A 17,001-nucleotide genomic window follows, 5' to 3' on the forward strand; every position below is an offset into this window, starting at 1 on the left:
CGCGGAGTCAGGTGCAGTCGCCATGGAACGCGGCAATCTCCCTCAAGAGCGGGTGGGACAAGGATCACGACCGAAACGGCAGTATCACACAGGCCCTAGTCGAGCAGGGGCAGCAGTTCCGGCAGATGACCGTCCGAGGCCCGCGCGACCCGCTGCCGTTCCTCCGGGACCTCGCCGTAGAGCGTGGTGCGGGGCCGGGCGGGACGACCGGCCGCCTCCGCGACGGCGATCAGGTCCTGGACGGACTTGTAGGAGCCGTAGGAGGAGCCCGCCATCCGGGAGATGGTCTCCTCCATGAGCGTGCCGCCCAGGTCGTTGGCGCCGGAGCGGAGCATCTCCGCCGCCCCCTCGCTGCCCAGTTTCACCCAGCTCGTCTGGATATTGGGGATCCAGGGGTGGAGCAGCAGCCGGGCCATGGCGGTGACCGCGCGGTTGTCGCGGACGGTGGGGCCGGGGCGGGCGATCCCGGCGAGATAGACGGGGGCGTTGGTGTGGATGAAGGGGAGGGTGACGAACTCGGTGAAGCCGCCGGTGCGCTGCTGGATGCCGGCCAGGGTGCGCAGATGGCCGAGCCAGTGGCGGGGCTGGTCGACATGCCCGTACATCATGGTGGAGGAGGAGCGCAGGCCCAGTTCGTGGGCGGTGGTGACGACCTCGATCCAGGTGGCGGCGGGGAGTTTGCCCTTGGTGAGGATCCAGCGGACCTCGTCGTCCAGGATCTCGGCGGCGGTGCCGGGGATCGAGTCGAGCCCGGCCTCCTTGGCGGCGGTGAGCCACTCGCGGAGGGACATCCCGGTGCGGGTGGCGCCGTTGACGACCTCCATCGGCGAGAAGGCGTGCACATGCATGCCCGGAACGCGCTCCTTGACCGCGCGCGCGATGTCGAAGTACGCGGTCCCCGGCAGATCCGGATGGATGCCGCCCTGCATGCACACCTCGACCGCGCCGACCTCCCACGCCTGCTGGGCGCGGTCGGCGACCTGGTCCAGGGAGAGGGTGTAGGCGTCGGCGTCGGTGCGGCGCTGGGCGAAGGCGCAGAAGCGGCAGCCGGTGTAGCAGACATTGGTGAAGTTGATGTTGCGGGTGACGATGTAGGTCACCTCGTCGCCGACCGCGTCCCGGCGGACGTCGTCGGCGATCCGGCAGAGCGCGTCCAGCGCCGGGCCGTCGGCGTGCAGCAGGGCGAGGGCCTCGTCGTCGGTGAGCCTCGTCGGGTCGTCGGCGGCGGTGGCGAGGGCGGCGCGGACGTCGGTGTCGATGCGGGACGGGACCATGCCGGGGGCGGCGGCCTCGCGCAGGGCGCCCCAGTCGCCATACACCTCGTCGAAGTCCTCGCGGCGGTCGCCGGTACGGCCCTCGGTGTCGATGGTGGTGTGCAGATCGGTGCGGCCGGAGGCGGTGAACGCCTCGTCGGGCTCCTGCCAGGGGCGGCCCTCGACGGTGGCGTCCGGGAGGGCGAGTCCGGTGGCGGGGTCGGCGAGCGCGGCGACATGCGGGCGCAGCCGGGGATCGAGCCAGGGTTCGCCGCGGCGGACGAACTCCGGGTAGACGCAGAGACGTTCCCGCAACTCGAACCCGGCGGCCCGGGACCGCTCGGCCAGTTCCTCGATCTGCGGCCAGGGCCGCTCGGGGTTGACATGGTCGATGGTGAGCGGGGAGACCCCGCCCCAGTCGTCGATCCCGGCGCCGATGAGCCGCTCGTACTCGCTGTCCACGAGGTTGGGCGGGGCCTGGAGGCAGGCGGCGGGGCCCATGATGTGCCGGGCGACGGCGATGGTGGCGACGAGTTCGTCCAGCTCCGCGTCCGGCATGCCGCGCATCGCGGTGTCGGGCTTGGCGCGGAAGTTCTGGATGATCAGTTCCTGGACGCCGTGGTAGGTGCGGGCGACCTTGCGCAGCGCGAAGAGCGACTCGGCGCGCTCCTCGTAGGTCTCGCCGATGCCGATGAGGATGCCGGAGGTGAAGGGGACGGAGGAACGCCCGGCGTCCTCCAGCACCCGCAGCCGGACGGCGGGTTCCTTGTCGGGCGAGCCGTGATGAGGCCCTCCCGGCTCGGACCACAGCCGGGTCGCCGTCGTCTCCAGCATCATGCCCATGGAGGGCGCGACGGGCTTGAGCCGCTGGAAGTCGGTCCAGCTCATGACGCCCGGGTTGAGGTGGGGCAGCAGCCCGGTCTCCTCCAGGATCCGGATGGAGATGGCCCGCACATAGGCGATGGTGTCGTCATACCCATGGGCGTCGAGCCATTCCCGCGCTTCCGGCCAGCGGTCCTCGGGCTTGTCGCCCAGCGTGATGAGCGCTTCCTTGCAGCCGAGGGCGGCGCCCTTGCGGGCGATGTCCAGCACCTCGTCCGGGGACATGAACATCCCGTGTCCCGCGCGGCGGAGCTTGCCGGGGACGGTGACGAAGGTGCAGTAGTGGCACTTGTCCCGGCAGAGCCGGGTGAGGGGGATGAAGACGCTCTTGGAGTAGGTGATGACGCCGGGGCGGCCGTGCTGTTCGAGCCCGGCGTCCCGGACGCGGGCGGCGGACGCGGTGAGATCGTCCAGCGCGGCGCCACGGGCCTGAAGCAGGGTGGCCGCTTCCGCGAGGTCCAGGGCGACGCCGTCACGGGCACGTTTGAGGGCGCGACGCAGGGAGTTCTCGGTGGGGCCGGGTACGGGTCCGGGTCCGGTGGTCGCGGGTGTCGTCATCCTTCGAGCATACGAGTGGCTCCGTCAGAGCTGCTGAGGCCCAAAGGGGAGGGCGTAAGGGCTGGGAGGACGGCACCGCCCTGCCCTCGGGCTCCCCGGAAGGGAAAGAATGCGTGATCTTTCCTGTAACCCCTTCCCCCCCATCAGGAGGCAGCGTGTTCGCCATGCGCCCGGCCACAGCCGACGACATCCCCGCCGTGGAGAAGGTGATCCTCGCCCGCTCCGGTTGGCTGGAGGAGTGCGGGCTCCCGAGCTGGCGGGAGAACGCGGCCGAACTCGCGCGCCAGGCGGAGAATCCCGATGGCGACGTGTGGGTCCTCGCAGAGGGTGACGGTCGCATCATCGGGTGCACCACCGTTCAGGAGCAGACTCCCCCGTGGGGCTGGACGGAAGAGGAACTGAACGAGCCGGCGCACTACCTGTACTCGACCGTCACCGACCCCGCCTACCGCGCCTTGAAGCCGGGAACCGCCATGGCGCTGTGGGCGGTGGACCGGGCCGCGCAACAAGGGCGCACATGGGTTCGCCGTGGCTGCCACTTCCCCCAACTGGTGAAGTACTACGAGACCCAAGGGTTCGCGCTGGTGCACGAAGTGCAGCGCACACACACCAAGGTCTACCTCCTGGGCCGCCGAGCCGAGCGCGTCACGGATCTGGAGGAACGGTTCCGGGCGCTGGCGGGGTGATGACGGGTTCACCAATCCGGCGCTCTGGGGGCGGGCGTAAGCGTCGCGCTGGTGTCACGTGCGCAGGCCCCCGCTCCGGTGACGGGGCGGAGGCGCTGGGGTACGCGGGTTACGGGCGGAACCCGGCGGCGCTGACGCCTCGGATGAACCCGGCCCAGTCCTCTCGCGAGAACACCAGGACCGGGCCGGTGGGGTTCTTGCTGTCACGGGCGGCGATTGCGCCGGGCAGGCCGGCGACCTCTACGCATTCGCCTTCGCCGCTGCTGTAGCTGCTCTTGATCCAGCGGGCAGCGGCGAAAGAGTCGGGAGTGTTCATGCTGTCTCCAGTTGCCGGATCCACCCATGCCTCGTCTTGTAGAGCCGGTGATTGACGGGGCGCTTGGCTGCGTGGGCTACGGGCGGAACTCGCCAGCGCTGACGCCTCGGATGAACCCTGCCCAGTCCTCCCGCGCAAACACCAAGACCGGGCCGGTGGGGTTCTTGCTGTCACGGGCGGCGACCGCGTCGGGCAGGCACGCGACCTCCACGCATTGGCCTTGGCCGCTGCTGTATGAGCTTATGAACCAGGCTGCGTCGGCGAGTTCGACGGCGGTGTTCATGATGTCTCCTCTTCTCGCGTCAGGTCGTGCATCGCTGTCGCGATCAGGCTGAGCGAGTCGTCGGGGCTGAGTGCCAGCGCCCGCAGGGCGCTGAAGGTGTCGGTGTACAGGCTGATGTCGGCTTCGGATTCGAGGAAGACATCACCGGCCATCCCGTCGATGTACACGATCTCGTCCGCATCGGCGGCCGGGAAGCTGAGCAGGCTGAAGCTCCCTGGCATCCCGGGGTGCGCACCCACCGCGAACGGGATGATCTGCACGCCGATGTGCGGCTGCTTGGCGGCCACTTGCAGCCGCTGCATTTGCTCAACCATGACAGCGGGTCCCCCGACGCAGCGCCGTAGCGCGGCCTCATCGATGACAACGGTGAAGTCGAGGGGGTCGTCCTTGGTCAGCAGCGCTTGGCGTTCCATGCGCGCCTGTACGTGCTGGTCAATGTCCTTGGTGGTAGCCGATGGCCAGACACCGGGGATCACAGCACGCGCGTACCGCTCGGTCTGGAGCAGGCCCGGTATGAACAGGCTCTCATAGTTGCGGACCCCTGACGCCTCGGCCTCGAAGGCGATGTAGGCGGTGAGCTGTTCGCGCAGGTCGGAGTGGTAGGGACGCAACCACCCAGGCGTGTCCGCTCCCTTGGCGAGTTCGAGGATCTCGCTGCGGTCAGCGTCGCCGACCCGGTAGGTGTCCAGTATCGCGATCACGGTGCGCGGCTGGGGCGTCACGCGGGCGCTCTCGATGCGATAGAGCGTCGTGCGGCTGATGCCGGTCTGTTCGGTCACCTCCTCGTGGCTCAGCTCGGCGGCTTTCCGCAGCCGTCGCAGCTCTGCTGCCAGACGACGACGGCGGACCGTCGGCGGCTTCGCGGTCACGCTCACATCCCTTCATGCGCATGAGCGGGTCAGCGCCGAGTCTGGCTCACGCCGGGCCGGATCGCCAAGTCCAATCCCAAATGCAGCTGATGCATACGAACCAGTTGCACAAGACCCTGATGCAAGGCCATGCTGAGGACCGGCGCGGCACTCACCGTGACGGGACCGTCGCCGTGAGTCGATGCTGCCCCTAATGAGTGGCGAGGCTCGCGGAGCGGCTCCGCATCACCGCCGTGCGCACATCGCGGCAGGTGGACCGCGCGTTTGGGCGTGGCCCGGATCGACCGGAAGGACCGACCCTTGACCCTCATCACGTATGTCCTTGATCGTCTGCTGCCCGGCAGCGGTCGCCGCAGGCTGTCGACCTGCTCGCGGTGCCGGGAGGTGAGCGCGGCGTGGACCGAATGACGTACTGGTTCCAGCACGCGGCCAAGTCCAAGGCCGTGCCGTTGGGACGGCGGTTCGCCGCCAACGTGCTGGCCGACTGGGGCCTCTCCCACATGAGCGAGTCCGTGACCCTGATCGTCTCGGAGCTGTTGACCAACGCCGTGCGGGCCACCGGCACCACCGAGCCCGGCGTGACGTATCAGGACCGCGAGACTCTGCCGCTCGTGGCGGTCCGGCTGCGCATGACCGGTGGGAGGCTGCTGGTCGAGGTCTACGACACCAGTCGCACCCTGCCCAAGATGCGGACGCCCGAGTCGGATGCCGAGGACGGGCGTGGCCTGCCCTTGGTGACGCTGTTGAGCGAGCGCTGGGACTCGTACCACCACCCCTCGGGCGGCAAGGTCGTGTACGCGGTGATGCCTCTTGTGCCTCCGCCGGTGAGGGTCGCGGAAGCCGAGGCGGAGCTACCCCCGGAGCCGTTGCCGGGCCGGGTCCCAAAACCTCGCGGGAAGTCACGGGTCGGCCCCGACTCCGCGCTACTGACCCGGCTTGAGCGTCTGTTGGAGCGCAAGCCGAGCCGCCTTGCGGCGCTTGGTCCGTGACGGCACGTCGCCGCCGCCCCGGAGGTCGGTTGGCCTCCGGGGCCCCGGAGGCCGGCCACTACTACCGCCACCGCGGCATCTACATCGCGGAACACATCAACCATCACCCGCGAACTGTGCTCCCGCAGCGCCACAGCCGCACCGGGGGAGTACATGCCCTGATCACGACCACCGACCAGCTCCAGCAACAACCGTTGGCGGCAAACGGTCCGGCTCGGCAGCCCTGACGGACCGCACTGGCACCTGCCGACCTGAACATCGGACATCTGCCGCCCACCACTCGGGACAGTGCGAAACTCCCGGAGGCCGCCGAATGGCGAGCGCGCCGCTCACGATCCCCTCTGAACGGCGAGATCCGCGAGGTCCGCCACCACCGCCGCGTGGTCGGAGGGCCAGACGCCGTCCTGGGGTCCGTCCCCGCCCCGGCGTACGGCGAGGACCCGGCCGAGGCCGCCGGGGCCGGGCGGGCCGACATGGATGTAGTCGATGCGGGTGGACGGGAGTCCGCCCAGGGCGACATAGGGGTTGGCGGAGTCCCAGGTGGCCCAGGGCGCGGCGGGGTCGGCGTACGCCCAGGCGTCCACGAAGGTCTGGCCGGGTACGGGGGGCGCGGTGCGGTGGCCGCCGAAGAGCCGGATCTCGTCGGAGTCGGGGACGGCGTTGAAGTCCCCGGTGACGACGGGCGGGAAGGCGGTCCCGCCCCGGTGCCCGGCGACGAACCCGGCGAGCGCGCTCACCTGCCCGACCCGTACGGCCGAACCGTAGGGGGCGGAGGTGAGGTGGGTGGTGAAGAAGGGCACCTCGTGGCCGGGGGCGGCGAGCCGGGCGTAGAGGGCGAGGCGGCCGTCGTCCAGGTCGGCGGGGGCGGCCAGCGGCAGGGTGGCGCTCTCGATGACCGGCCACCGGCTGAGCACGGCGACCCCGACGCCGACGCGCGGATCGCCGATGCGCCGCTGCCAGCGTTCGGGGGCGGACGAGGGGGCGTAGAGGGCGTGCAGTCCGAGTTCACCGGCGAGCCAGTCGGCGAGATTGACCCGCCCGCCGTCACGGTCTCTCCCCCCGTCCTCCTCCCCCTCCCCGTCGGCGTCCCAGACCTCCTGGAGGCCGACGATGTCCGGCTGGAGTTCGCGGAGCGTGGCGAGGACGGCTTTCTGCCGGGCCTCCCAGGGCCCGAACCGCCACCACAGATTCCAGGACACGACCCTCATACCGTGCGGCCCCCCGCTCTCGCCCCGTGACTCGGGAACCATTGAAGCAAGGGTGATGGGGAGGAGGAGGATGGAGACGAGGGGTACGCCTCTGTACGTCCATACGTCCATGCACGCGTGTCCGAACGTTCACTCTCACGACGGGAGCGCTTCATGTCACCTTCGCCGTCCTCACCGCCTTCGCCGTCCTCACCGTCCTCACCGTCCCGCTGGGCGGAGCTCAGATTCCGTGGGACGACGGCCTTCCAGCGCCGGGTGGCCAATCCGCTGATGCGCCGGATGCCGGGTCAGATCCTGCTGGAGACGACGGGCCGGGTGTCGGGGCAGCCGCGGCGGACGCCGGTGGGGGGACGGCGGGTGGGGGACGTGTTCTGGCTGGTGTCGGAGTTCGGGGACCGCTCGCAGTACGTCCGCAACATCAAGGCCGACCCGCGCGTCCGCGTCCGGCTGCGGGGCCGGTGGCACGAGGGCACGGCGCATCTCCTGCCGGACGACGACCCGGTGGCGCGACTGCGGACGCTGCCGCGCGGGAACAGCGCGGCGGTACGGGTGGTGGGGACGGGGTTGCTCACGGTGCGGGTGGATCTGATCTGACGGGGGGTGAGGCGGGGGTGGTCGCGCCGTGACCCGGGAGCCGGGCTATCTTCCCGCCATGGAGCCACTGACGTTCGACTACGAGAGCTGGCATCTGCGCGTGGACCGGGGGGTGTTCGAGCTGTTCGCCAGGGGCAGATCCGAGCTGCGGGTGCCGCTGCGGTGGCTCGGGGCGCTGGTGCTCCACAAGAAGCCCGACCGGCCCGGCCAGGTGTTCATCGGCACCGTAAAGGATCCGAACGCCGCGCTCTACGGCACCGACCGGACCGCGTTCTGGTACAGCACCACGCCCGAGTTCCGGATTCCGCCCGGTGACGAGCCCCTGTTCCGCGCGTACTTCACCGAGGTGGCCACGCTCGCCGACCGGCGGGTGGTCTGAGCGGGAGGTCATGCGGCGGTGGGCCGTGCGGCGGCGGTGCGTCATCGGGCCGTACCGCCGCCCGCCGCCCCGTCCCCCGCACGGCAGCGCCCGCACCCGGGCCCGTCCGCCGCGGTGATCTCCAGCGCCACCACCCCGACCCGCCCCCGCACCATGTGCTCCAGCTCGGCGACGCACATCCGGCAGGCATACAGCCCCTTCGTCCCGCCCGGCGCCGCCGTCACCGACCCGATCGCCAGCACCGGCACGCCCTGCCTCCGGCAGTAGAGCCAGCAGACCCCGGTCAGCCACGGGCCGTCCCCGCCCAGGCCCCGGATCACCGGACGGCGTCCTTGACGTGCAGGAACCCTCCGGCGCTCTCGATCTCCCGCGCCACCTCGTCGTACTCCTGCGCCACCGGCGAGATCATCGCGCGCCATGCCGTCAGCACGGCCCCGGCGGAGCCCTGTCTGATCTGCTCGACCGCCTGCCGCAGGCCGTCCCGCCCGTGCGGCGGCAGCAGCCCGGCGCGCTCCTCGATCACCTCGGTGATCACCCACCCGAACGCCTCCGCGTACTCCGTGCACTCCTCACGCGGCGCCGCGATGTCCGTACGGGACGCTCCGCAGAGGTAGATCACACACCGGAACCGTCCGACCCGGGTGGCGTCCCTCCGTAAGCCCGCCTCACCGGGCTCGACCCCGGCCGCCGCGTCCGCGAGCGCCCTGCGGCGCCGCACCTGCCCGTCGGTACGCCGGGACCGCCCGGCCGCCGGACCGCCCTCTTCGCTCTGCTCACTGACCATGCATCAATCGTGCCCGCTCGATCACTCAGCGTGAAGTGATGAAGCGTACGACTCCACGAGGTCGACAGAACGCGGGTCGTACGCTCCGTAGGAGCCGGTCAGGCGATCAGGGGTACGCCGATCAGCTCGCCGAGGCTGCGCACCCGCGCCGTGGACACCTTGGCCAGCCGCTTGCCGATGACCCCGGGGAGTGCTTGGTGCCGGACCCATTCGGGGGCGTCCAGGGCGACCTCCACGAGGGTGTTCTCGGCCTGGTCGTAGAGCCCGGCGGAGCATTGGGCGAGGGCTACGTCGAGTTTGTAGCGGTTGCGGGCGACCTTGGACATCGTCCGGGGCAGGAGCTTCATGTCCGGTTGCCCGGCCAGCTTGAGTGCCCGCCCGTACTCCTTCGACGCCACATGGATGCCGACCGCCTCGGTCTTGGCGGCGGTCGGGCCGAAGCTGGTCCCGTACAGCTTCTCGTCCCGGCCGAGCCGGGCCGCCGCCGCGTGGGCCTGCGAGATGTAGTCGTCGGCGGTCGCCGTGTCCTCCCGCCGCGAGGCGGCGACGGCGGCGGAGATCATCAGCCTTCCGTAGGCGAGGAGTTGGGGGCGATGGCCGTTGCTGAAGGACGGTTCGATCGCCCGCGCCGCCCGCGTCGCGACGGCCTCGGCCCGGGGCAGATTGGCGCCGCGCAGATAGACCCACGACAGGGTCGACTCCAGCAGCGCGGTCATCACCGGGTCACCGGCGTCCTTCGCGAGCGCCTTCGCCGAGGTGAGCGCGCTCAGGGCGAGATCCCGCCGCCCGAATCCATTGGAACAGGACGCGGCCACCCGGTAGGTGCTCGCCAGGATCGCCCCCAGCAGCAGCCGCTCATCGCCGGTGGCGCCGGCGTAGCGGACCTGTCCCTCCATCAGCACCTTGGAGGCGTACATGCTCACCTTCGCCGTGTCGCTCGCCCAGTAGGCGTCCCAGGCCCGGTCCCTGGCCTCGCCCAACTCCCGCACGCTGCTGGGGTCCTCGATGCCGTCCCATTCACCGAGCGCGCTCTCGTGCACGGCGTCGGACAATTGACGCAGGGCGGCCCGATCGCCCTGGTTCATCCCTCTCCTCGGCGCCTGCTGCCCCAGAATCACCGACACATCCGTGTTCAACGCATGCGCCAGCTTCAGCAGCGAACCCACCGACAACTCGCCCCGGTCCTGCTCCGCCTTCTGGACCAGGGCCAGCGACAGCCCCGACACATCGGCCAGCCCCTGCTGGGTCAGCGCGGAACCCCGCAGATGCTTGATGCGCTTGCCATTCGTCAGATCGGACCAGTCGCCCACGATCACCACTCCCGCGCGCTCGCTCAGCCAACGGCCCTTCCATGGTAGGCCGGAGCGCCCCGGCCGCCGCCGGGTCAGGATGCTCCTCAGCCTGTCGCCGGTCGTCCCGGTCGCCCCATAGAGTGCTGCCGCGAGGGTGCCCACGTGTCGTCTCTCACTGAGCGATCTCGAACCCCCTCCCCCTCCTCTTCTCCGCAGGCACCACCAGGAGGACCCGGTGTCCCACCCGGAACCGCTCGGCCCCGAGGAGCAGCTCGCCGACGCGAAGAAGCGGTTGAGCCTCCCGCGTATCGTCGTGATCTGCGGCTCCACCCGTTTCATGACCGCGATGAACGAGGCCGATCTACGGGAGACCGCGGCCGGACGGATTGTCGTCAAACCGGGCTGTGACATGAAGTCGCCGCACGCACTCTGGTCCGATCCCGTAGAGGCCGAGGCACTGAAGGCCCGACTCGACGATCTGCACCGGGCGAAGATCCGGCTCGCCGATGAGGTGCTCGTGGTCGGCGACTACATCGGAGACAGCACCCGAGCCGAAATCGCCTACGCCCGGTCACTGGGCAGGCCCGTGCGGTTCACGCACCCCGAAGTCGACCCCGAGGGCTGATCGTCGGCGGATACGGAGTCCCCCTGCGGCGAGGCCGGGGCGACTTGCTGAACCTGGGCTCGATCTGCGCGGCGGCGCGTTCCTCGACGGACAGAGTTGACCGAGACTCAGAGAGTCAGGGGCAGAGTCAGGGGGATGCACCCTCGTCACCTGGCGCAGTACCGGCGGGCACTGCGGTGTTCCGGCTGGTGAGGAGAGGAAGGTGAGGAGGACCGGTGCCCCCCGAGGGGCGCTTGCCGGTCCTCCTCGGGAGCCGTTCAGGCCAACCGCACCCACAGATGCGTGCCGTACAGGCCCGCCGGCGACCTCGCGGGCTTGTCGGCGCCGCACCAGTAGAAGTTCGGATCCGACTCCGACTGGTTGTACAGATTCGCCCAGCCCTGGCAGCCCGCGTCGGCCCTTGCCTGGGTGGAGGACCAGTACGTGTCCAGGATGTACTGGTGCGCGGCGGCTGCCGGGGGCGCGCTCATCGCGACCGTGCCGGTGGCGACCAGGGTCGCGAGCCCCAGCCCCGCCAGAGTCTTCCTCAAGCGCATCACAGGTCCCTTCCCGCTCGGGTCCCGCCACTGGCCTCGTCTCCGGCACGGGGCGGGACGTTGGGAGGGTGACACTAGGGCCGTCCGGGGTGCTTGGCGCGGCCCCGCGCACGGGGTGTGCCTTCGCGGGCATCCCCTGTGCCCGCTCAGACACCGGCCCGCATACTCAGGCACCGCCCCGCCCACTCAGACACCGCCCGCCCCACCCGCTCACAGCGTCGCCAGTTTCTGCGCCAGCAGGACCGCGCCGATACCCAGCATCGCCGCGCCGGAGGTACGGGTCACCGCGCGGGCCGCCGTCGGACGGGCGCCCAGCACCGCGCGGGCCGTCAGGCCCACCGTCAGATAGACCGCCGCGCAGCACGCCATGTGCAGGGCGCCGAGGACCGCCGTCTGGGCCGGGACGGGCCAGCCGCCCGCACCGCCGGTGGTGGTGGTCAGGAACTGCGGGAGGACCGAGAGGTAGAGCAGCAGGCCCTTGGGGTTGAGGCCGCTGATCGTCGCGCCCCGCAGAAACACCCGGCGCCGCGAGGACGCCACCGGCACGGACCCACCAGACGGAGCCCCCTCCACAGGCACGGACCCACCAGACGAAGCCCCCGCCACCTGCACAGGCCCACGAGACGGAGCCCCCGCCACCGGCACCGGCACCGGCCCCTCCGACGCGGTCCCCGGACGACGCACCACCCCCCACCCGAGCCACACCAAATACACCGCCCCCACCACCGTCAGCGCCGTCAGGGCCGTCGGGGAGCCCGCGACCAGTACCGCGAGGCCCGCCACCGCCAGGGCCGTGTGCAGGGCGTAGCCGGCGACCAGGCCCGTTACCGCCGGGAGCGGGGAGCGGTCGCGCAGGCCCGCGGAGATCGCGTAGGCCCAGTCCGCGCCCGGGACACAGACCAGCAGCAGGTCCACGGCGAGGAAGGCGAGGAGGGTTCCCGAGTCCATGGTGGGGACATTAGGCGGGAATCGGGCGAAAGTGTTTCCTGAATTTGCCCGAGACCCCGAAGATAGGGGGAAAATCTCCCCCATGGACGACATGGACCGGAAGATTCTTGCCGAGCTTCAGCTGGACGGGCGGCTGACCGTCACCGAGCTGGCCGCGCGGGTGCGGCTGAGTGTGTCGCCGTGCCACCGGCGGCTGCGGGAGCTGGAGCGGTCGGGGGCGATCAGCGGGTACCGGGCGATGGTGGACCCGGTGGCCGTGGGGCTGGGCTTCGAGGCGCTGGTCTTCGTGTCCATGCGGCAGGAGGACCGGGAGACGGTCGCCGAGTTCGAGCGGGCGGTGGGAGAGGTGGCGAACGTGGTGGAGGCGCAGCGGCTGTTCGGCGAACCCGATTACCTGCTGCGGGTGGTCGCGGCCGACCTCGCGGCCTACCAGCGGCTCTACGACGAGCGGCTGGCCGCGCTTCCGGGGGTGCAGAAGCTGACGTCCACGCTGGTGATGAAGCATGTGGTGAGGGACCGGGGGCTGCCGGCCTAGCGGCTCACCGAGGCAGGGATCCGACTACTTCGCCGACTACTTCGCCGACTACTTCGTCGGCTTCTTCCCCGTGATCCCCAGATGGACCAACAGCGCCAGATTCGGCTTGAGTTCGGCCTGCTTCACACCCCAGGACTGGAAGCCCTTCTGGTGGGAGGCGACGGCGGCGAGCATCGTGACCAGTGCCCCCGCGACGGCGGCCGGATTGACGTCCTTGTCGACGCGGCCCTTGGACTGGAGCTCGGCGACCGCGTCCGCGAGGGAGCTGTTCACCGAGTTGAGGATCTTCATCCGGAGCTTGTAGAAGCGTTTGTCGCCCTCCGCCGCACCGAGGTCGACAACCCTGAGGATCGCGTCGTTGCGGCGCCAGAAGTCCAGGAATCCGTCCACGAGTTCCTGGGATGTCTGCCAGCCCGCCTTGCCGACCCAGGAGCGGCCGTCGAGCAGCTCGGTCAATCCGGCGCCCTCGGAGGCCATTTGCTCCGCGATCTCCAGGACGGCGCCTTCGACGTCCGGAAAGTACTGGTAGAACGTCGCGGGTGAAGTGCCCGCCTTCCGGGCGACATCGATGACTTTGACGTCCCGGTAAGGGGAAGAGCTGAGCATCTCGCTGAGGCAGTCGAGCAGCTTCTGCCGGGTCGCCTGCCCACGCCGACCGGCCACGCGGCCGTCGACGGTACGCACTTGTCCTGTCATGCCGTCAGCTTACCGAGGGGTGATCGGAGCGCGATTCGGCCGACTGCAAATGGGGTGCATGGGGGTGCGGAGCGGCCCATTCCTGGTGAGCGGGGTGTCTGGGTCGCCGCTAGTTTGGCGGTATGGCCGAAAACAGTGGATCCGTAGCCCCCCAGGGGTACGCGGAGGGCGTCCCCTGCTGGGTGGACGCCCAGCTGCCGGACGTGGCGGCGGGCAGGCGCTTCTACGGTGGGCTCTTCGGGTGGTCCTTCGAGGAGCGGGCGGACGGTTCGGGGCTGTGGGCCCGGCTGGACGGGGAGCCGGTCGCCGGGCTCGCCCACAAGACGGACGGGCGGATGCCCACCGTCTGGACGGTGTACTTCGCCACCCCGGACGTGGCCGCGCTGGGGCGGCGGATCCGGGACGCCGGCGGACAGCTGGTCTCCGCCCCGCTGGGCACCGGACGGCTGGGCACCGGGGCGCTGGCCGCCGACCCGGAGGGGGCCGTCTTCGGGCTGTGGCAGGCGGGCGGCCACCAAGGGTTCGGCCTGCGCAAGGCCCCGGGCACCTTCGCCTGGGCCGAGCTGTACGCCCGGGACACCGAGGCGGCCGACGCCTTCTACGGCGGACTGTTCAGCGACGCGCTCTTCGGGCCCGGCGCCGAGCCGGAGGTCGGGCGGGCGGCGGTCACCGAGCTGTTCACCGAGGGCATGCCACCGCACTTCCTCGTCCACTTCGCCGTACCGGACTGCGCGGCGGGCCTGGAGAAGGTGACCCGGCTCGGCGGCCGGGTCCAGGCCGAGCCGTTCGTCACGTCGTACGGGACCGTCGGGGTCGTCACCGACGACCAGGGGGCGTCCTTCGCGCTGCTGGAGCGGGTGACGGAGAGGGCCACCGCCGCGCACGGTCCCGCGCACGGTCCTCCCATATGAGCACAAAGCCGGAGACACCCCGGTATGTCACCGGGTTCGCAACCTGAGCGCCGGACAGGAAGAATCAGGGTGCGTGCCGCCTCGGCGGTGCGGTGGTGAGACGCTGCACTTCGGTCGCGTCCATGTCTGGGGACGCGGCTCGTACGGGGAGGTGGCAGGCTAAGTGGTGGATCAGCTGACACAGCACGATCCGCGGCGGATCGGTCCGTTCGAGGTGCTGGGACGGCTGGGCGCGGGCGGCATGGGGCTGGTCTATCTGGCCCGCTCGGCGTCCGGACGCCGGGTGGCGATCAAGACCGTGCGCACCGAACTGGCCGAGGACCAGCTCTTCCGGGTCCGTTTCACCCGGGAGGTCGAGGCCGCCCGCGCGGTGTCCGGCTTCTACACGGCCGCCGTGGTCGACGCCGATCCCCGGGCCGCCGTGCCCTGGCTGGCGACCGCGTACGTGCCCGCCCCGTCGCTGGAGGAGATAGTGAACGAGTGCGGGCCGATGCCCGCGCAGGCGGTGCGCTGGCTGGCCGCCGGGGTCGCCGAGGCGCTCCAGTCGATCCATGGCGCCGGACTCGTCCACCGCGACCTCAAGCCGTCCAATGTGCTGGTCGTGGAGGACGGCCCCCGGGTGATCGACTTCGGTATCGCCTCCGGCGTCTCGAACACCCGGCTGACCATGACGAACGTCGCCGTCGGCACCCCCGCCTACATGTCCCCCGAGCAGGCCAAGGACTCCCGGTCCGTCACCGGCGCCAGCGATGTCTTCTCACTCGGTTCCACCCTGGTCTTCGCCGCCACCGGCCATCCGCCCTTCCATGGCGCCAACCCGGTCGAGACGGTCTTCATGCTGCTGCGCGAGGGCCCGGACCTGGAGGGCCTGCCCGAGGAGCTGCGCCCGCTGATCGAGTCCCTCATGCAGATGGAGGCCACCGCCCGGCCCAGCCCCGCCGACCTCCAGTCCCAGCTGGCGCCCCATCTCTTCGGCTCCGGCTCCGACGACAGCGGTACGGCGTCGGCCTGGCTGCCCGAGAAGGCGGTCTCCCTGATCGAGACCCGCCGCGGTGGCCGCCCCGCCCCCCGCCCCGCCCCGCACGGCGGACGCAGCGCCGGCGGACGCCCCCCGGTCCCGCCCCCGCCCTCCCACGCGCCCCCCATCCCGCCGCACGCACCCCACGCCCCGCACGCGCCCCACGGCCACGCCCCCGTGCCCGGCCCGGCCGCCGCTCCCGACGCGGGCCCGGTACGGCTCGCCGGGGCCGCCGTACCGATCGGGCCCGGCCCCCGGGTCGCCGACGCCCGTGCCGCCGCCGTCCAGGCCCCGCCGCCCTCGGCCGGTCTGGTCGCCTCCTGGGCCCGCCCCGCCCCCGGCGGCGCTCCCGGTGGCGCCCCCGGTGGCGTCGTACCCGCCGTCCCCGCCGCCCCGGCCGTCCCGCCCGCCGATCCGGCCACCACCGGCTGGCGGCCCTGGCGGTTCCGGATGTCCAACGACGTCTGGGGCACCCCGGCCGTCGACGGCGACCTCGTCTACGTCACCTCCTTCGAGGTGCACGCGCTGGATGTGGCGACCGGGCGGCGGCGCTTCAAGACCCGGGACGTGGCCTGGTCCATGGCCATCGCCGACGGCCGGGTGCACGCCTCCGACGGGCCCACCCTGTTCGCCCTGGACGCCCGCCGGGGCACCGATCTGTGGCGGCTCCAGACCGAGGCCTGGGTGTACTCCCTGAAGGCCGACCGGGGCACCGTCCTGACCGGCACCCGCGGCGGCGGCGTCCAGGCGTGGGAGGCGGCCACCGGGCAGAAGCTGTGGGAGCTGAGCGGCGCCCAGACCGACTTCGAGTCCCCGGAGGCCGGGCCCGCCCTGCACGACGGCACCGCCTATGTCTGGCAGGACGCCCGGCTGCGCGCCCTGGACGCCCGCACCGGCGACGAACGCTGGTCCTACCCCATCGGCGACGCGGCCTCCTGCGGCGGCGTCCCGGTCCGGCTCACCCCGGCGGCCGACGGGTACGTATATGTCTCGGCCGGGACCCGGGTCCTCGCCATCGAGGTGACCGGCGGCCATGTGAAGTGGCACTTCGAGGCCCCGGCCGTGTTCCTCTCCCCGCCCGCCTTCGCCCCCGGGCCCGCCGTCACCGGCGGCGGCGTCTATCTCGCCGACTACCTCGGCACGGTGTACGCCCTCGACGGCGCCGACGGCCGCGACCGCTGGCGGATCGCCACGGAGTCCCGGGCCTCCACCGAACCGGTCCTGGTGGCCGGCGGCCATGTCCATGTGGGCAGCGGCACCGGTCTCTACACCCTGGACGCGGTCACCGGCACCCCCAAGTGGCGGTTCCAGGCGGGCGGCGACATCGTCGGCGCCCCCTCGGTCGCCGAGGGCCGCATCCACTTCGGCTCCACCGACCGGCTCCTCTACACCCTCAAGGCCGACGACGGCCGCCTGCGCTGGAAGCTCGCCACCGGCGGCGAGATCACCGGCTCCCCGGTGGTGCGGGACGGCATCGTCTACGCGTGCAGCAAGGACCGCTGTGTCTACGCGCTCGACGCGGAGAAGGGCACGGGGACGGCCCGCACCTAGGGCGTGTCTTCAATTGATCTTGCGTGGTGGATCATGGTCGGGTGATACGTCGTCATGAGCTGTCTGATGAGGAGTGGGAGTTCCTCCG

19 protein-coding genes are annotated in these 17,001 nt (G+C 71.3%); 8 read left to right on the plus strand and 11 right to left on the minus strand.

Translation table 11 applies throughout. The features are described 5' to 3' along the window. Positions 1–95 precede the first annotated feature (95 nt). The gene (locus ABZX40_RS35045) at positions 96–2,693 is read right to left on the minus strand and encodes a bifunctional FO biosynthesis protein CofGH (protein WP_355746622.1); all 2,598 of its coding nucleotides are present in this window, start codon (positions 2,691–2,693) and stop codon (positions 96–98) included. Positions 2,694–2,857: 164 nt separating this feature from the next. On the opposite strand from ABZX40_RS35045, the gene ABZX40_RS35050 reads away from it, so the two are divergent. After that, positions 2,858–3,379 (plus strand): GNAT family N-acetyltransferase, encoded by a 522-nt coding sequence (locus ABZX40_RS35050; RefSeq protein ID WP_355746792.1) that lies wholly within the window; start codon positions 2,858–2,860, stop codon positions 3,377–3,379. Positions 3,380–3,488: 109 nt separating this feature from the next. Here ABZX40_RS35050 and ABZX40_RS35055 read toward each other — a convergent pair whose 3' ends face one another. The 3 genes from ABZX40_RS35055 to ABZX40_RS35065 all read right to left on the minus strand — a co-directional run bounded on the left by ABZX40_RS35055 (position 3,489) and on the right by ABZX40_RS35065 (position 4,847). Beyond that, a complete protein-coding gene (locus tag ABZX40_RS35055) occupies positions 3,489–3,695 on the minus strand; it encodes a DUF397 domain-containing protein (protein WP_355746619.1) in 207 nt (68 codons plus the stop codon). A 76-nt stretch (positions 3,696–3,771) separates the two neighbouring features. Next, entirely contained in the window at positions 3,772–3,978 is a 207-nt protein-coding gene (locus ABZX40_RS35060; protein WP_355746616.1) for a DUF397 domain-containing protein, read from the minus strand. Further along, entirely contained in the window at positions 3,975–4,847 is an 873-nt protein-coding gene (locus tag ABZX40_RS35065; RefSeq protein WP_355746613.1) for a helix-turn-helix transcriptional regulator, read from the minus strand. Before ABZX40_RS35065 ends, ABZX40_RS35060 begins: the two co-directional genes overlap by 4 nt. A gap of 404 nt (positions 4,848–5,251) precedes the next feature. On the opposite strand from ABZX40_RS35065, the gene ABZX40_RS35070 reads away from it, so the two are divergent. Beyond that, entirely contained in the window at positions 5,252–5,836 is a 585-nt protein-coding gene (locus ABZX40_RS35070) for an ATP-binding protein (protein WP_355746789.1), read from the plus strand. A gap of 329 nt (positions 5,837–6,165) precedes the next feature. Here ABZX40_RS35070 and ABZX40_RS35075 read toward each other — a convergent pair whose 3' ends face one another. After that, on the minus strand, positions 6,166–7,044 hold the full coding sequence (locus ABZX40_RS35075) for an endonuclease/exonuclease/phosphatase family protein (protein WP_355746610.1): 879 nt from the start codon (positions 7,042–7,044) through the stop codon (positions 6,166–6,168). A gap of 153 nt (positions 7,045–7,197) precedes the next feature. On the opposite strand from ABZX40_RS35075, the gene ABZX40_RS35080 reads away from it, so the two are divergent. Continuing rightward, on the plus strand, positions 7,198–7,638 hold the full coding sequence (locus ABZX40_RS35080; RefSeq protein ID WP_355746607.1) for a nitroreductase/quinone reductase family protein: 441 nt from the start codon (positions 7,198–7,200) through the stop codon (positions 7,636–7,638). Positions 7,639–7,696: 58 nt separating this feature from the next. Next, a complete protein-coding gene (locus tag ABZX40_RS35085; protein WP_355746604.1) occupies positions 7,697–8,017 on the plus strand; it encodes a hypothetical protein in 321 nt (106 codons plus the stop codon). Positions 8,018–8,058: 41 nt separating this feature from the next. Here ABZX40_RS35085 and ABZX40_RS35090 read toward each other — a convergent pair whose 3' ends face one another. The 3 genes from ABZX40_RS35090 to ABZX40_RS35100 all read right to left on the minus strand — a co-directional run bounded on the left by ABZX40_RS35090 (position 8,059) and on the right by ABZX40_RS35100 (position 10,111). Beyond that, a complete protein-coding gene (locus ABZX40_RS35090) occupies positions 8,059–8,337 on the minus strand; it encodes a hypothetical protein (RefSeq protein WP_355746601.1) in 279 nt (92 codons plus the stop codon). Beyond that, positions 8,334–8,801, minus strand: coding sequence for a recombinase family protein (locus tag ABZX40_RS35095; RefSeq protein ID WP_355746598.1), 468 nt, complete (start codon positions 8,799–8,801; stop codon positions 8,334–8,336). Before ABZX40_RS35095 ends, ABZX40_RS35090 begins: the two co-directional genes overlap by 4 nt. Positions 8,802–8,899: 98 nt before the next feature. After that, entirely contained in the window at positions 8,900–10,111 is a 1,212-nt protein-coding gene (locus ABZX40_RS35100) for a helix-turn-helix transcriptional regulator (RefSeq protein ID WP_355746595.1), read from the minus strand. Between the two features lie 217 nt (positions 10,112–10,328). Here ABZX40_RS35100 and ABZX40_RS35105 point away from each other — a divergent pair, with 217 nt between their 5' ends. After that, positions 10,329–10,718, plus strand: coding sequence for a hypothetical protein (locus tag ABZX40_RS35105; protein WP_355746592.1), 390 nt, complete (start codon positions 10,329–10,331; stop codon positions 10,716–10,718). A gap of 257 nt (positions 10,719–10,975) precedes the next feature. Here ABZX40_RS35105 and ABZX40_RS35110 read toward each other — a convergent pair whose 3' ends face one another. Next, on the minus strand, positions 10,976–11,248 hold the full coding sequence (locus ABZX40_RS35110) for a hypothetical protein (protein ID WP_355746589.1): 273 nt from the start codon (positions 11,246–11,248) through the stop codon (positions 10,976–10,978). 216 nt (positions 11,249–11,464) lie between these two features. Next, on the minus strand, positions 11,465–12,202 hold the full coding sequence (locus ABZX40_RS35115) for a LysE family translocator (RefSeq protein ID WP_355746586.1): 738 nt from the start codon (positions 12,200–12,202) through the stop codon (positions 11,465–11,467). 82 nt (positions 12,203–12,284) lie between these two features. Between ABZX40_RS35115 and ABZX40_RS35120 the strand changes: the two genes are divergently transcribed. Next, positions 12,285–12,737, plus strand: a complete 453-nt coding sequence (locus ABZX40_RS35120; protein ID WP_355746583.1) for an Lrp/AsnC family transcriptional regulator — start codon at positions 12,285–12,287, stop codon at positions 12,735–12,737. 48 nt (positions 12,738–12,785) lie between these two features. Here ABZX40_RS35120 and ABZX40_RS35125 read toward each other — a convergent pair whose 3' ends face one another. After that, positions 12,786–13,421 (minus strand): TetR family transcriptional regulator, encoded by a 636-nt coding sequence (locus tag ABZX40_RS35125; protein ID WP_355746786.1) that lies wholly within the window; start codon positions 13,419–13,421, stop codon positions 12,786–12,788. Positions 13,422–13,555: 134 nt separating this feature from the next. Between ABZX40_RS35125 and ABZX40_RS35130 the strand changes: the two genes are divergently transcribed. Next, positions 13,556–14,344 (plus strand): VOC family protein, encoded by a 789-nt coding sequence (locus ABZX40_RS35130; protein WP_355746580.1) that lies wholly within the window; start codon positions 13,556–13,558, stop codon positions 14,342–14,344. A gap of 163 nt (positions 14,345–14,507) precedes the next feature. Then, complete coding sequence (locus tag ABZX40_RS35135) at positions 14,508–16,913, plus strand: serine/threonine-protein kinase (protein WP_355746577.1); 2,406 nt, start codon at positions 14,508–14,510, stop codon at positions 16,911–16,913. Positions 16,914–17,001 lie beyond the last annotated feature (88 nt).

The organism is Streptomyces sp. NPDC004610, from assembly GCF_040609715.1.
GTDB lineage: Bacteria > Actinomycetota > Actinomycetes > Streptomycetales > Streptomycetaceae > Streptomyces.

Bases quoted from the DNA above. Each gene is read 5' to 3' on its own strand.
- ABZX40_RS35045 (WP_355746622.1), bottom strand. From the start codon at position 2,693: ATGACGACACCCGCGACCACCGGACCCGGACCCGTACCCGGCCCCACC.
- ABZX40_RS35050 (WP_355746792.1), top strand. From the start codon at position 2,858: ATGCGCCCGGCCACAGCCGACGACATCCCCGCCGTGGAGAAGGTGATC.
- ABZX40_RS35055 (WP_355746619.1), bottom strand. From the start codon at position 3,695: ATGAACACTCCCGACTCTTTCGCCGCTGCCCGCTGGATCAAGAGCAGC.
- ABZX40_RS35060 (WP_355746616.1), bottom strand. From the start codon at position 3,978: ATGAACACCGCCGTCGAACTCGCCGACGCAGCCTGGTTCATAAGCTCA.
- ABZX40_RS35070 (WP_355746789.1), top strand. From the start codon at position 5,252: ATGACGTACTGGTTCCAGCACGCGGCCAAGTCCAAGGCCGTGCCGTTG.
- ABZX40_RS35075 (WP_355746610.1), bottom strand. From the start codon at position 7,044: ATGAGGGTCGTGTCCTGGAATCTGTGGTGGCGGTTCGGGCCCTGGGAG.
- ABZX40_RS35080 (WP_355746607.1), top strand. From the start codon at position 7,198: ATGTCACCTTCGCCGTCCTCACCGCCTTCGCCGTCCTCACCGTCCTCA.
- ABZX40_RS35085 (WP_355746604.1), top strand. From the start codon at position 7,697: ATGGAGCCACTGACGTTCGACTACGAGAGCTGGCATCTGCGCGTGGAC.
- ABZX40_RS35095 (WP_355746598.1), bottom strand. From the start codon at position 8,801: ATGGTCAGTGAGCAGAGCGAAGAGGGCGGTCCGGCGGCCGGGCGGTCC.
- ABZX40_RS35115 (WP_355746586.1), bottom strand. From the start codon at position 12,202: ATGGACTCGGGAACCCTCCTCGCCTTCCTCGCCGTGGACCTGCTGCTG.
- ABZX40_RS35120 (WP_355746583.1), top strand. From the start codon at position 12,285: ATGGACGACATGGACCGGAAGATTCTTGCCGAGCTTCAGCTGGACGGG.
- ABZX40_RS35130 (WP_355746580.1), top strand. From the start codon at position 13,556: ATGGCCGAAAACAGTGGATCCGTAGCCCCCCAGGGGTACGCGGAGGGC.